The sequence below is a fragment of the Methylosinus sp. R-45379 genome (genome assembly GCF_001644125.1).
In the GTDB taxonomy this organism is placed as follows: domain Bacteria; phylum Pseudomonadota; class Alphaproteobacteria; order Rhizobiales; family Beijerinckiaceae; genus Methylosinus.
This window is the reverse complement of record NZ_LUUM01000224.1, coordinates 24,213-37,560: the sequence shown is the minus strand read 5'-3', so window position 1 is coordinate 37,560 and position 13,348 is coordinate 24,213. Positions and strand designations below refer to the sequence as shown.

The 13,348-nt window shown below is 65.7% G+C and carries 15 protein-coding genes; 8 read left to right on the top strand and 7 right to left on the bottom strand.

Going from position 1 to position 13,348, the window contains the following annotated elements; genetic code table 11:
• The first annotated feature begins 19 nt into the window (after positions 1 to 19).
• Positions 20 to 454, top strand: a complete 435-nt coding sequence (locus A1351_RS10055) for an iron-sulfur cluster assembly scaffold protein (RefSeq protein ID WP_024879133.1) — start codon at positions 20 to 22, stop codon at positions 452 to 454.
• A 22-nt stretch (positions 455 to 476) separates the two neighbouring features.
• On the opposite strand, the gene A1351_RS10050 is transcribed toward A1351_RS10055, so the two are convergent.
• Complete coding sequence (locus A1351_RS10050) at positions 477 to 1,703, bottom strand: DUF1501 domain-containing protein (RefSeq protein ID WP_064032932.1); 1,227 nt, start codon at positions 1,701 to 1,703, stop codon at positions 477 to 479.
• A gap of 2 nt (positions 1,704 to 1,705) precedes the next feature.
• A complete protein-coding gene (locus A1351_RS10045) occupies positions 1,706 to 3,166 on the bottom strand; it encodes a DUF1800 family protein (RefSeq protein WP_064032913.1) in 1,461 nt (486 codons plus the stop codon).
• Positions 3,167 to 3,336: 170 nt separating this feature from the next.
• On the opposite strand from A1351_RS10045, the gene A1351_RS10040 reads away from it, so the two are divergent.
• The 5 genes from A1351_RS10040 to ruvA all read left to right on the top strand — a co-directional run bounded on the left by A1351_RS10040 (position 3,337) and on the right by ruvA (position 8,162).
• Positions 3,337 to 3,606 carry a hypothetical protein gene (locus tag A1351_RS10040; protein WP_024879136.1) on the top strand — a complete coding sequence of 90 codons (270 nt, stop codon included), beginning with the start codon at positions 3,337 to 3,339 and terminating at the stop codon, positions 3,604 to 3,606.
• 28 nt (positions 3,607 to 3,634) lie between these two features.
• Positions 3,635 to 4,777 (top strand): L-lactate dehydrogenase, encoded by a 1,143-nt coding sequence (locus A1351_RS10035; protein WP_064032912.1) that lies wholly within the window; start codon positions 3,635 to 3,637, stop codon positions 4,775 to 4,777.
• A gap of 263 nt (positions 4,778 to 5,040) precedes the next feature.
• On the top strand, positions 5,041 to 6,006 hold the full coding sequence (locus A1351_RS10030) for a hypothetical protein (RefSeq protein WP_064032911.1): 966 nt from the start codon (positions 5,041 to 5,043) through the stop codon (positions 6,004 to 6,006).
• Positions 6,007 to 6,766: 760 nt separating this feature from the next.
• Complete coding sequence (ruvC, locus tag A1351_RS10025) at positions 6,767 to 7,291, top strand: crossover junction endodeoxyribonuclease RuvC (RefSeq protein WP_064032910.1); 525 nt, start codon at positions 6,767 to 6,769, stop codon at positions 7,289 to 7,291.
• Between the two features lie 256 nt (positions 7,292 to 7,547).
• On the top strand, positions 7,548 to 8,162 hold the full coding sequence (gene ruvA, locus A1351_RS10020) for a Holliday junction branch migration protein RuvA (RefSeq protein ID WP_064032909.1): 615 nt from the start codon (positions 7,548 to 7,550) through the stop codon (positions 8,160 to 8,162).
• A gap of 12 nt (positions 8,163 to 8,174) precedes the next feature.
• Here ruvA and A1351_RS10015 read toward each other — a convergent pair whose 3' ends face one another.
• Positions 8,175 to 8,669, bottom strand: coding sequence for a cupin domain-containing protein (locus tag A1351_RS10015; protein WP_064032908.1), 495 nt, complete (start codon positions 8,667 to 8,669; stop codon positions 8,175 to 8,177).
• Positions 8,670 to 8,908: 239 nt separating this feature from the next.
• On the opposite strand from A1351_RS10015, the gene A1351_RS10010 reads away from it, so the two are divergent.
• Complete coding sequence (locus A1351_RS10010) at positions 8,909 to 9,283, top strand: flagellar export protein FliJ (protein ID WP_024879142.1); 375 nt, start codon at positions 8,909 to 8,911, stop codon at positions 9,281 to 9,283.
• 11 nt (positions 9,284 to 9,294) lie between these two features.
• On the opposite strand, the gene A1351_RS10005 is transcribed toward A1351_RS10010, so the two are convergent.
• Genes A1351_RS10005 through A1351_RS09995 form a run of 3 tightly spaced genes read right to left on the bottom strand, consistent with a single transcriptional unit; the run spans position 9,295 to position 11,596 of the window.
• On the bottom strand, positions 9,295 to 9,849 hold the full coding sequence (locus tag A1351_RS10005; protein ID WP_064032907.1) for a hypothetical protein: 555 nt from the start codon (positions 9,847 to 9,849) through the stop codon (positions 9,295 to 9,297).
• Positions 9,840 to 10,664, bottom strand: coding sequence for a DUF692 domain-containing protein (locus A1351_RS10000; protein ID WP_064032906.1), 825 nt, complete (start codon positions 10,662 to 10,664; stop codon positions 9,840 to 9,842). The genes A1351_RS10005 and A1351_RS10000 overlap by 10 nt, the downstream gene beginning before the upstream one ends.
• Positions 10,665 to 10,669: 5 nt before the next feature.
• A complete protein-coding gene (locus A1351_RS09995) occupies positions 10,670 to 11,596 on the bottom strand; it encodes a TIGR04222 domain-containing membrane protein (RefSeq protein WP_064032905.1) in 927 nt (308 codons plus the stop codon).
• A 170-nt stretch (positions 11,597 to 11,766) separates the two neighbouring features.
• On the opposite strand from A1351_RS09995, the gene A1351_RS09990 reads away from it, so the two are divergent.
• Positions 11,767 to 12,744, top strand: a complete 978-nt coding sequence (locus A1351_RS09990) for a UPF0104 family protein (RefSeq protein ID WP_064032904.1) — start codon at positions 11,767 to 11,769, stop codon at positions 12,742 to 12,744.
• A 205-nt stretch (positions 12,745 to 12,949) separates the two neighbouring features.
• On the opposite strand, the gene A1351_RS09985 is transcribed toward A1351_RS09990, so the two are convergent.
• On the bottom strand, positions 12,950 to 13,225 hold the full coding sequence (locus A1351_RS09985; RefSeq protein ID WP_018264629.1) for a DUF1153 domain-containing protein: 276 nt from the start codon (positions 13,223 to 13,225) through the stop codon (positions 12,950 to 12,952).
• Positions 13,226 to 13,348: the final 123 nt, after the last annotated feature.

Here is a 13,348-nt window from a genome sequence, read left to right as displayed (position 1 = left end):
TAGCAACTTATCGGCCACAATGCTCGATCAAGTCTACAACCAGCGCATACTGGAGCTCGCCGCGCAGATACCGCGCGTCGGTCGTCTCAAAGCTCCAGATGCAAGCGCCACCGCCCATTCCAAGCTGTGCGGATCGACCGTCACGATCGATCTCACCCTATCGGATGGAAAAGTGGCGGATTTCGCACATGAGGTCAAAGCCTGCGCTCTCGGCCAGGCGGCCTCCTCGATCATGGCGCGCCATATTGTCGGCTCCACGCCGCAAGAATTGCGCGCCCTGCGCGAGACCGTCCGCAAAATGTTGAAGGAGAATGGCGCTCCCCCCGATGGAAAATGGGAGGAAATCGCCATTCTGGAGCCGGTGCGCGATTTCAAATCGCGTCACGCCTCGACGCTCCTGACCTTCGACGCCGTCGTGGACGCGATCGGGCAGATCGAGAAACGACAGGGCTGAGAGGGGCGCTTCGGCGCCCCTCTCATCCGGCGATGAGGCCCTGCATGGGCGCGACGCCGGCGGAGTCGGGAAAAGCCTTCTCCGCCAGCGCTTGCGCCGTGAGGCCGAATTGCTCGGTCAAAAGGCCCTTCAGCACGGCGCGCAAATCGTGTGTCGGAGCGAGATCTCGCTCCTGATAGAGACGGCTCGTCTTCAATCCGGGCCAGTCGGCGATGACGCGCGCGCCTTTCACCGCGCCGCCGGCCAGAAATGCGACGCTCGCCGTCCCATGATCGGTTCCGCCAGTGCCATTGACGCGCGCCGTGCGGCCGAATTCGGTGATGGCGACGACGGCGGTGTCCTTCCAGGCCTCGCCGAGGCCTTTCTCGAATTCCTCCAGCGCGCCGTCGAGGCCCGTAAGGCGCGTCGCCAGCAGGCCGTTCTCATTGGCGTGCGTGTCCCAGCCGTCGAAGGCGAGGGCGGCGACGCGCGGTCCGTCCGGCGTCGCCAGCAGCCGCGCCGCGCCCATGGCGGCCTGACGCATGCCATTGGGCTGGTCCATGCCGCCGCGCGACTTGGCCATATCGCCGGTGAGCCCGCCCGAGGTCGCGATTCTATCGGCGTCCAATCCGGCCCGCAGCGCGGCGGCGAGCGTCGGATCGCTATGCGTGTAGAGATCGAGCACGCGCTGAGCGAGGTCTTCGCCAGCCGGCGGCAGCACTTGCGGCGCCCAGCCGAGCGCCGGCGCCGGCCCGCGCATCACAAGCGGCGGCGCCGCGCCGACGCCGAGCCCGCGACGCCGCGCCGGCTCCGAGGATTGCAGCGCGAAGACGGCGCGATTGAGCCAGCCGGATTCCGTGTGCCCCGGGCCGGCGAAGCCGCTCTCCAGCACATCCTGCCCGTCGAAATGCGAGCGCTCGCGATAGCTCGTCGCCACCGCATGAACGACGCTCGCTTTTCCTTCCTTATAGAGACGCGCGAAGACCGGCATTGCGGGATTGAGCGCGAAAAATCCGTCGAGCGGCAGAGCGGGCTTGTCGCCGATCGGCGAGAGAGCGAGCGACCCGCGCAGCGCCGCGTAATCGGGATCGCCGATCGGCGCGACGGCCGAGAGTCCGTCCAGCGCGCCGCGCAGCACGATGACGACGAGGCGCGGGTCGCGCGCCGCCGCGGCGCTCGCCGCTTTCGGAAAATGCGCCAATGCGAGAGAGACGCCGCCGAGCGCGAGGAGGCGGCGGCGCGAGAGAGTGGAGGAAGAGGGAATGCGCATCGTCACCTCCGTTGAAATTCGGGGGACATGAAGAGAATTGCGAGCGCCTGCGGGCGCGATTCCGCGCGCGACGCCGCTTCCCGCGTCTCGCGCGAGGCGGCGAGGCCGGCGGCGGTGTCGAGCACGCTCAGCGGATGGCCGATGTCCTTCAGCCTCTGCGCCATCTGCCACGCGACGTCGAGGCGCAGCTTCATCGCCTCGGGCGAGGCCCAAGCGTCGAGACTGTCGGGATAGCCATTGGGGCCGGGCGGCTGCCACAAGGGCATGCCCATGGCGTTCAGCATGTTGAGATATTGGCCGGGATCATTGGGCAGGACGCCCGTCGCCCGCGCCACCGCCATGAGATATTCGTCCGGCGTGCGGATTTTCGCGAGAGGCTCGCTCCAGGCGAGATCGCTCGCGATCAGCGCCTCCGCCACGGCGGAGAGATCGCCCTCCGTGTCGCGGAAGGTTTTCGCCAGCGTCTCGACGATCGGCTTCGGCGGCGCGTCGGCGATGAAATGCCGCGCGAGCTTGGTCGCTATATGCGTCGCCGTCGCCGGATGGCGGGCGATGTCGGCGAGCGCCGCCGCGCCTTGCTCGCGTCCCGTTTGCGGATAGTCCTTGCCGAGCAGAGCGGGCGCGCCCGGCTCGTGCCAATTGGCCTTGAACACGAAGCCGCCCGGCTCGCCGATCTCGCTCTCGGCTTCCGCGAAGCTCCAACCGGTGATGATGCGCGCCAGCGCTGTCACATCGGCCTGCGAATAGCCGCCGCCGACGCCGAGCGTATGCAGCTCGAGGATCTCGCGCGCGAGATTTTCATTGAGGCCCTTGCCGGCGAAGCGCCCCGCCGCCGAGCCCGGCCCGATGGAGCGCTGATTGTCGAGATAGTAGAGCATGGCCGGATGGCTCTCGACCGCCGCCAGCAGATCGGCGAAGCGGCCGAGCGCATACGGCCGGATCGCCTCGCGCTCGAAGGGGCCGGCGGCGACGCGGAGGATTTGTCCCTTGGCGACCGAAACGGCGAAATGATTGGACCAGAAAGCGACGAGACGCTCGACGAAGCCGGCCTGTGCGCTCGCCTGTTTCTCGAAACGCGCCATCGCCTCGGCGCGAAACAATTTCTGCTCGACAGGCGGCTCTTGCGGCTTGGGCTTGCCGTCGGCGCCTTGCGGCGGCGCGGCGGGGCCGGGCGCGGCCATTGCCGCTCCGGGACCGGCCATGGAGACGCGCGTCGCCTCCGTGGCCATGGCGCGCTCGCGCTCCATGCGCTTTTCCTGCTGATCGGCGAACAGCGCCTGCAGGGCGACATTGGACGGGGCGAGCGAAGCATTTTCCAGCCGGCCGGCATTGGGCCGGCGCAGCTCTTCCAAAAGAAAACCGCGTGGATCGGCGGCCGCCGCGGCGAGATCGCCGGGCTTGGCTCCGAGGCCGAATCTACAGAGAGCGATCAGCGCGCCGCGAGGATCTGGACCGATGGCCATGTTCCCCCCTCGATCGTGAGCCGCAAAATAGCGGCGCTCGCTCTATGCCCCCGCGCAGATGACCAGGGGATGAACCGCGAGCGGAGCGACCTATAATTTTCGGGAGGCGGCGTCGCCATCTCTTACGGTGTAAGAGTCGGCGCGCGATTCTCGAGGAGGAGAAGCCGAGCGTGCCGACGACCTATCTCCCGCGCGTCACTGCGGCCGATCACGAGCTTTTGCGTCACAGCGTCGATAATTATCCGGCCGACACGCACGACAAATGGCTTCGCCTCCAAGCGAAGGAAATCGCCAATTGGCGCGCGAGCGGCTGGGATGTCGTCATGATCGACGTCAGCGCCGAGGATTTCGACCGCTATTGCCGCGAAACCCGAGCGAGCCCCAATTTCCACACTTTCCGCGGAATCGCCTCCGCCAAGGCGATCGGCAAATTCGCATGAGCGCCGCGCAATCCTCGAAGGACCCGCGATGATTATTTCCTCGGCCGCCGATTATCGCGAGGCCGCAAGGCGGCGCCTGCCGCGCTTTTTGTTCGACTATATAGACGGCGGCGCCGGCGCCGAGCGCACGCTCGCCGCCAATATGGCCGACCTTCAGAGCGTGACGCTGCGCCAGCGCGTGATGCAGGGCGTCGCCGGCGTCGATCTTTCCACGCAGTGGCTCGGCGTCGCGGCGGATTTGCCTGTGCTGATCGCGCCCATCGGCATGTCCGGCATGTTCGCGCGGCGGGGCGAGGTTCAGGGCGCGCGGGCGGCGGCGAAAAAGGGCGTGCCCTTCATTCTTTCCACCCTCTCCGTCTGCCCGCTGGAGGAGGTGGTCGCGGCGAGCGCGCGGCCGATCTGGCTGCAGCTCTATATGCTGAAAGATCGCGGCTTCATGGAGAATATGCTCGCGCGGGCGCGAGCGGCGGGGATAGAGCATCTCGTCTTCACCGTCGATCTGCCGGCGCTGGGGCTGCGCTATCGCGACGCGCATTCCGGCATGGCCGGGCCATTCGCGCCGCAGCGGCGCCTGTCGCAGGCGCTGGTGAGGCCCGCCTGGGCCTATGATGTCGGCCTCATGGGTCGGCCGCATGATCTCGGCAATGTCGCGGCCTATCTCGGCGGCGCGATGAAGCAGAAGAATTATCTGCGCGACATCGCCGCCAATGTCGATCCCACGCTCGATTGGTCCACGCTGGATTGGGTGCGCGCGCGCTGGCCGGGCCGCATCATTCTGAAAGGCGTGCTGGACGAGGCCGACGCGCGCGACGCTATGCGCTGCGGCGTGGAGGCGATCATCGTCTCCAATCACGGCGGCCGCCAGCTCGACGGCGCGCCCTCCGTCGCCCGCATGCTGCCGCGCATCGCCGATGCGGTGGGCGACGATCTTCTGCTCCTCGCCGATTCCGGCGCCCGCTCCGGTCTCGACGTCCTGCGCCTGCTGGCGCTGGGCGCGAAGGGCGTGGCTTTAGGCCGCGCCTACGCCTATGCGCTGGCCGCGGCGGGGCAGGCGGGCGTGGAGAACATGCTGGATATTTTCGCGGCGGAGCTGCGGGTGGGGATGATGTTGTGTGGGGTGGGGGAGGTGAGGGGTGTGAGTTTGCACGGCGATGTCAATTTGCGCGTATGAGTCTAGAATGAAAGTCCGCCCGTGCCGATAGCGAACTAATGGCCCTTATGATCGAAGTCAGCGGAATTAACCTAAACTCTCTCGACGAAACCAATCTGTTACTTCGAGCGTTATGGGCGCGTATGCGCGGTCGGTTCGGAGGAATGGGTTGGCTTTATATGCCTCATCGGGAGGGAAATCGACAGCTTATTCGGTTTGGATGGGCGACTTTAGGTTCTCATTCACCAAGGTTAGAGGTCTCTGTGCGTTATCGACAGCGTGGAGTGCTGGAATCCATTTTATTTGATCCCGACATGGAGCTTTATCGTTTCTATCCAGACTTGGACAAATTGTTAACAGAGTGTACAAGGGAAGCCGAGAACTCGATGAGAATGCTTTCACAATTCAGCATGAAAGCAAAATTTTCTGTATTTCCTCCTATCGAATTCGGGTCATTTGGATCAAATAATTGGTCGATCGTGCCTATCGGTAAAAAGTTCGTAGAGATTCGTTTGGTGCTTGATGCGTTCGATCAGGTGGATTGTGAGTATGTGTTCGCGTTGAGAAGTAAAATTCTAATGGATTCCCTCTCAGTCTGGACAAATTGTGCATTTTACCAGACCGGCATCGAGAGTGGTGTGCCGCATGTCGATGATCTGTGTCGTAATATTTTTTTTGATCAAATAGATTGGTTGGAAGACCACCCCATCATGAGTGGAAAACTTTGTCTATCTACCGACCAACTGAGTTATGGAAATAGCATTGTAGCGGGCTCAATTGGGCAGGGGGAAAGGCTAGCGCGCGCCGCGCAGCTGTTTCATGAGGCGCGGATAATGCTGCTATCCGCTCCGCACCTGCATAACGATACCGCTGCAGCCCTTCTGATCTCCGCTCTCGAAGTGGTGAGCTTAATCGACGAGCCGCCGAAAAATTGTGCAAGTTGCGGGCAGCCAATCTATAAGATTTCGAGACGTGTTGCAGACCTGGGAGTTCGTCACCTCGGCGCGGGAGCAAAATGGATTTTTGACCGCCACTACAAACGGCGGTCTAGTTATCTGCACCGGGGCGTGCCGCACGCGGCACAGCCATATACCGGTAGCGCGATTCCCCAGCTGGACCCGCAGGGGATCGAGGGCTGCGCGTTGCCAACCCCGGTCGGCGCTCCCATGAATTTAATGGAATTCACAAGCTGCATTATTAGGGCAGAAATGCGCTCCGAGGTCGCGGCCCGATCTTTGGCTGCCCCCTGAAGGGGAGGGTAAGCGTGTCCCTTTCGGCATTCGTCCGACCGCCTGCGACGGCCGCGGCGTCTCGCGATGTTGTCCACATTCGACAGCCCCTCGATGGGTCGCCTCGGCGTGAGGTCGCCCCTTGACGCATGCGGACTAAATTCCTATCTTCGTCCTGCCTCCGCCGGTGGGGCGTCGCCTTGAAGGGTAGGCGGCGTCGGCGGGGGTGCGGTTCGCAAGGGCGGGGGCAGGCCCTCTCTCGTCTCGAGCGACGCCACGCCGCCGGCACGGCTTCTCCTTCGTGCGGAGGCATGTGGGAACACATGCGAAAGCTGCGCCGAATTTCCGAGGCTCGCGCGGGGATAGACTACCCGAAAGGGGAAAACAACCCTGAGCCCGCAGGCGGCGAACAGAAAAGGCGGCCGTGGTCCGGGATGCTTCCGGCTTCGATGCGCAATCCCTTTTACGCGACGGCCAAACGGAGCCGCCGCGTCCCGGACCTCCCATCCTCCCCGCGCCGAATTTCGGCGGCGGGCGCGAAGCCGCGCGCTTTCGTCGCTCGCGGCGCGCCGCGTCCAAAAGCTTCGCCCTCCACCCTCCCCTTTAGGGGGAGGGTCGGACCGAGGAGCGGTCCGGGGTGGGGTCAGCGCCCGAGACTCGGGGAGCACCCCCTCCCGCTCGCCTTCGGCGATCGACCTCCCCCCTCGAGGGGGAGGTGGGCGCGCGCCCGGCGCGAGAGACGCCGCTACCCCTCGCCGCCCTTTCCCCCTAACCTCCCGCCATGACGGAAGAGACGATTCGCATTCTCGGCATAGACCCGGGCCTTCGCAACACGGGCTGGGGGCTCGTCGAGGCGTCGCGCGGCTCGCGGCTCTCCTTCGTCGCTTGCGGCTCGCTGCATTCGGACGGCGACGCCTCCATGGGCGAGCGGCTCGCGCAATTGCAGCGCGGCCTCGCGCGCATCATCGAGGATTATGCGCCGCATGAGGCGGCGATCGAGGAGACTTTCGTCAATCGCGATCCGCAATCGGCGCTGAAGCTCGGCCAGGCGCGCGGCGTCGCGCTGGCGGCGCCGGCGCTCGCCGGGCTCGAGGTGGAGGAATATGCCGCCAATGTCGTCAAAAAGACCGTGGTCGGCAATGGCCACGCCGATAAGGCGCAGATCGCCATGATGGTGCGCGTGCTGCTGCCGCTGAGCCGGGCCGACAGCCCCGACGCCGCCGATGCGCTGGCCGTCGCCATCTGCCACGCCCATCATCGCGCCGGCCGCGCCGCCGCGCGCAAGCTCGCTGCGGGGGCGCGATGAGCGTCTCGCGCGGGGCGATGTGCCAGCCTGAAGGCTCGTGGTCCGGGCGCGGCTCGGCCATGGACAATCCTCCTCGCCCTCATGCTGAGGAGGTCGCGAAGCGACCGTCTCGAAGCACGAGGGCGAGCTCCATTGGGCGCCGCGTGACGCTTCCCTCGTCCTTCGAGACGCGGCCTGCGGCCGCTCCTCAGGATGAGGGAAGCGTCATCCCATCGCTCGGGGGACGCATCGGATCGGCCTTCATCGCGGGGGCGAGATGATCGGCAAGCTCAAGGGAATCGTCGATTCCTATGGCGAGGATTACGTCATTCTCGACGTGCATGGCGTCGGCTATGTGGTGAATTGCTCGGCGCGCACGCTGCAGAAGCTCGCGCCTGTGGGCGAGGCGGCGGCGCTCTCCATAGAGACGCAGGTGCGCGAGGACGCCATACGTCTGTTCGGCTTCTCGTCGGAGGCCGAGCGCGATTGGTTCCGCCTGCTGCAGAGCGTGCAGGGCGTGGGCTCGAAAGTGGCGCTCGCCATTTTGTCCATTCTCTCGCCGGGCGAGCTGGCCTCGGCCATTGCGGGGCAGGACAAGGCGATGGTGGCGCGCGCCTCCGGCGTCGGCCCCAAGCTGGCGGCGCGCATCGTCGCCGAGCTGAAGGACAAGGCCCCGGCCTTCGCCGGAATCGATCCGGTGGTGGCGCGGCTTTCCGGCGAGGAGCCGGCGTCGGCGCCACAGGCGGCGCAGGACGCCATTTCGGCGCTGGTCAATCTCGGCTATGGGCGCCCGCAGGCGGCGGCGGCCGTCGCCAAGAGCCTCGAGGCGATGGGCGAGGGGGCCGACACCGGCGCGCTCATCCGCCGCGGGCTGAAGGAGCTGGCGAGCTGACGGCCGCGCCTCTCACCGCTGCGCCGGCGCGATCTGATTGCGCGGATCGTCCTTGGGATTGACGTAATCTATGCTCCACGGCCCCATGGCGTCGATCTGGAGCACTGTCTCCGCGTCGAAGAAAGCGTAATGCGCCACGCCCGCCGGCATGATGGAGAAGGCGCCCGCGGGCAGCTCCTCGACGCTCGCCCGATCCGCCGCCTGACCGAGGCCGAGCCGCATCCGCCCGGAAACGATCGTGACGACCTCCGCCTTGGGATGCGTATGCGGCGGAATGCGATAGCCCTTGGGCGCCTTCAGCCGCATCACGAACATGCCCTCCTTGGCGGGATCGCCATAGAGGATGGCTGCCTCCGCCCCGGCGGGCAGCGACGGCGGTCCGGCCGTAAAGGGAATGTCGCCCGGCAAGAGGACCTTATGCGTCCCCACCTGATCGGCGCCCGACGGCGCCGCCGAAAGGAGCGCGGCGACCCCGGCCGCCGCAATGACTGCAAAGGCTCGTCTCATCTCCGCCTCCTCTCCAGGTCAGAAACCTCAGGACGGGCGGCGCCCGCGGCCGCTGATATAGGGCGCGGCTCCGACTGGCCGAGTGGGATGATTGAAATTGCGGCGCTTTTTTGTTTCGGCGCGAGAAACGTCGAGCAGTAACACTCGAGCAACCTCCTTGCGCCATATTTCCGCTCGTCTCGCGAAAAAGCGATTGTGTTCGCATGTGTCGTAAGTAACTTGTGCCGGAGAGTAGTGTCATGAAGTCGCGAGATGCCTTGGTTCGGCTGAAACGTTTTCACGCCGAAGAGTGCCGGCGCCGCGTGGCGCAGCTTCAGACGATGATCGCCGAATTCACCCGCATGACGGGCGATCTCGATCGCGAGATCGCTCATGAGGAGCAGCGGGCCAATATCACCGATCCCAATCACTTCGCCTATCCGACCTATGCTCAGGCCGCGCGCACCCGTCGCGACAATCTCCTGCGCTCTGTCGCCGATCTCAAGGACCAGCTGGTCGAGGCGGAGACGCATATGAAGGACGCGGCCGAGGAGCTGGGCAAGGCGCAGGGCCAGGAAGCCCGCGACCGTGGCGGCGATCGCGTCATCGATCTCGTCGCCGAACGGCGCGTCTGAGGTCTTCTGGCTCAGGCCAGAAAATAGAAGAGGCGCGAGCCGAAAAGCCGCAGCCAGACGCCGACGCTGGGACGCCTCGCCGCGCCCGGCGCAGCGCCGCATGCGAGCTGCGCCGCGATCTCGGCGACCGGATAGCGGAAGAACCGCAGCGCAAAACAATTGTGGCGCGCGCCCGCCTCGACAAAGGCCAGCTCGAAGCGCGCGAGATCGCCGATCCATTGGGGCTCGGCGCGCGCGAGGCGCGCTGCGAGCGCGGCCGCATCGGCGCGATGGCGCCCCGGCCGCGGCGGGCCGGAGATAGCGGCGAAAAGCTCGCGATCGAAACGCGCGCCCAGCGCTGTATGGGTCAGCGGCAGCGTCTTGCGCGCGTCGAGCGTCCGCTTTCCCTTCAGACAATCGGCGAAACGCGCGACGGCGGCGGGATCGATGCGGGCGAAGCTCTCCGCCTCCGCCTCGCCGAGCCCGAATTGCCGCGCGCGCTCGAGCGGCGCGCGGAAGAAGGCCTCGCGGAACGTCTCGTCCGTATAGAGAAGCGCCAGCAGCGCCTGCGTCTCCTTCAGCGGCATAGGCGGCCGATCGCGCGCGCATGCGCGACCTCCTCGACAAGGTCGCCGAAGGGCGGCATATTTTCGTCCCGCTCCAGCACCATCGCCCGCGCATTCGTGGCGCGCGGCGCGATTTTCTCGAGCAGGCTCCAGATTTCCGGCGGCGCCGGGGCGTCATGGCTGTCCATCAGCAGGCCGCGCAGCCGCCGCCCGCCGGCGATGTGGAATTGGACCACGCGCTCGAAGGGCCAGCGGTCGAGCTCGGCCTCGAGATCGACGCCCTGATTGACGGCGTTGGTGTAGAGATTGGTGACGTCGCAGAGCCAGCCGCAGCCGGTCAGCTCCAGCACGCGGGTGAGGAGACCCGCCTCGTCCATCTCACAGCCGGGGACGAGCGCGATGACGGTCGGATTTTCGAGGATCAGCGGAGTGGGTATCGCCCGGCGCACGGTCTCGACATTGCGCGCGACCGCCTCCGCCGCCTCCTGCGTGTAGGGCAGGGCGGCGAGATGGCCGATGGAGATTCCGCCCGCCCTGGTGAAGGCGAGATGCTCGCTCCACCAGGGCGGGTCGAGCCGGGCGACGAGCGCCGCCAATTTCTTCAGATAAACGGGATCGACGCCCTCCGCCGAGCCGAGCGAGAGATCGAGTCCATGCGGCACGATGGGGAAATGATCGGCGAGGAGATCGAGCTCGGCGCGCTTTTCCCGCGAGGCGTCGAGATAATGGTCGGCGATGACCTCGACGATCTCGATCTTTTCGCGATTGGCGAAGAGATCGGCGCAGAACTGCGGCCGATAGCCGAGGCCGGCGCGCAGCTCTGCGGGCGTCGCCATGCGGTTCAGTCGCCGCCGCCGCCGCAGCCGCCGCAACCACCGCCGCCGTCTCCGCCGCCGCTGCAGGACGAGCCGCAGGAGCCGGAGGAATCGCTCGCCGACTTCTTGAACAGGCTCATGAATTCCGGCTCTAGGGCGCCCTTCAGCGCCTCATAGCCGAAGACCGAGACGAGGAAGAGCGAGCCGGCGTCGAAAGCCGCAGCCCCGGTGGGGCGCGATTTCGCCTGGCCGAGCTTTTCGGAGAGGCTGCGCCCATAGGCGCGCTTGATCGCCGCGAGATAGGCTGTCCCGCGCGCGCTGGCGATGCGCTTGCGGGCCTTGGAGGTCAGCATCCAGAGGAAGATTTCGGCGGCCGCCGCCATGCCGATGAGGAAGATCACATTGTGATGGCCGGCGAGGAGCGCCGCCGCCAGCTTGCTCGCCGCAAGGCCGAGGAGGACGATCGAGCCGAGGATAAAGGCCGTGCCGGCGGTCTGGCCGACGCCGGGCGGCGCGAGCAGGTCATTCTCGACGAGGCGCCGCCGCTCTGGCGCGCAGAGTCGTTCTATATCGGCCGCCAGCGCTGGATCGGCGAAGAGCTCGCCTGGCGTCGGCCGCGCCGAAAGCGCCATCAGCACGCGCGCCGAACGCGCGTCCAGCACGCGGCCGGACTGGGCGCCGGCGGCCCGCTCCAGCCGCCCGTCGGTTATGCCCACATAGCCTTGCTGGCGCAGATCGAACAAAAGCGTGCGGATGACATTATTGACGCCGCCCGAGAGATAGGCGAGCGCGATGGCGTCGGGCTCGCTCGGCACTTTCAGCCGGGCCATGTCGCGCGTCGGATCGGCCGCGCGGATGAAGAGAAAGGACAGGCCGAGCGTCAGCGCCGCCACGCCGGCGTAGAGGCCTAAAAACTCCGGCCCCGGAAGGCCGAGGATCGAAATGCCGGCCATAGGCGCCCCCGCGCTGGCTGAAAAGAAATTGTGGAGCGCAGATTAGCAGCCCCCGCGCTGCGGACAAGCCGACGCCGGAACGACGCCGGCATTCAGGCTTGCGGTCGCGGCGTGGCCATGCCAGTGAGAACGCGCGCTCCGCACCGGGAGCGCCGAACCCGCAGCGCCCCATGAAAAAAATTTTGGAATTTGTCTGGCCTCTCGTCGGGCTGGTGGCTGTCATCGCCTCTTTCTATCTTCTCTATGGCGAATTTCGCGGGGAGTCGGTCGGCGAGGAGGTCTGGGCCGATCTTCGGGCCATTCCCGTCTCCCATTGGGTCGCAGCCGGCTTCTGCTCTCTGCTCGCCTATGCCGCGCTCGCCTGGTACGATCGGATCGCGCTGCTGCACCTCGGCGTGAAGCACATCTCCATGGTGTTCATCTCGCTGTGCTCATTCACCACTTATGCGCTCTCGCATAATATCGGCGCGTCGGTGTTCTCCGGCGCCGTGGTGCGCTACCGGGCCTATTCCACCAAGGGCCTGACGGCCGGTCAGGTGGCGGTGCTGGTGGTGCTGTGCTCCTACACTTTCGGCCTGGGCACAGTGCTGCTCACCGGCATATTGCTCACCTATCAGCCGAGCCTGCTCGGCCGCCTCTCCGGCATGTTGCCGGAAATGCTCACAAACGAGCATACGGCGCTGATCATCGGCCTCTCCTGCCTCGGCGCCGTGGCGCTCTATGTCATCGGCTCGCTGATGCACTTCAAGCCGATCGATCTGGGCAAGATCCATGTGATGTATCCGCGGCCCGAGGTGATGATCCGGCAGATGTTCGCCGCGCCTCTGGAACTGATCGGCGCCGCCGGCATCATTTATTTCGCTCTGCCGGAGGGCAGCGGCACGCCCTATATCGTCGTCCTCGGCACTTTCCTCCTGTCCTTCTCGGCGGCGCTGGTTTCCCACGCGCCCGGCGGGCTCGGCGTGTTCGAGCTCATCTTCATCAAGGCCATGCCGGATGTGCCGCGGCTCAAGGTGCTGACAGCGCTCCTGGTGTTCCGCCTGCTCTATCTCATCGTCCCGCTGCTGTTCGCGCTCGTCGTCGTGCTGGTGTTCGAGCGCGGACGTCTCGCCGAGACATTGCGCGGCCGCGCCGATAGCGAGAGCTGATGGCCGAGAGCGTTTCCAGCCGAAGTGGACACCGGTTCGGCGTTGGAAACGCGGTCAAAACAAAGGCCGAGAGTCTTTCCGTGTTTCAATGAAACCCGGAAAGACTCGAGCGGGCGAAAAAGGCCCTGAAACGACGAAGAGCCGGCCGCCTCGAAGGCGCGCCGGCTCTGCGTTTTTAAAGAGGCGCCGCGATCGGGCGCCGAAATCACATGCGATATTGCTGAAGGCGGGTCGTCCGCAATCCGGCGAGACCATGCTGGTCGATCGACATCTGCCAGCTCAGAAACTCGTCCACCGTCAGCGTGTAGCGGGTGCAAGCCTCCTCGAGGGAGAGGAGCCCGCCGCGCACCGCCGCGACCACTTCGGCCTTGCGGCGTATCACCCAACGCTTGGTCGTGGGCGGCGGCAGATCCGCGACGGTCAATGGGCTGCCATCGGGACCGATGACATATTTGACACGCGGACGATGCGTCTCGGTCATTTTGTTACTCGCATACTCTCACGATCACTCGACCCTCCTTCTATAGGCGAGGCGATTTAACATTTGCCTAAGCCAAACTCCTGTGTTTGCGGCCAATTGAGAAATCGCCGTTTACCATAGCTC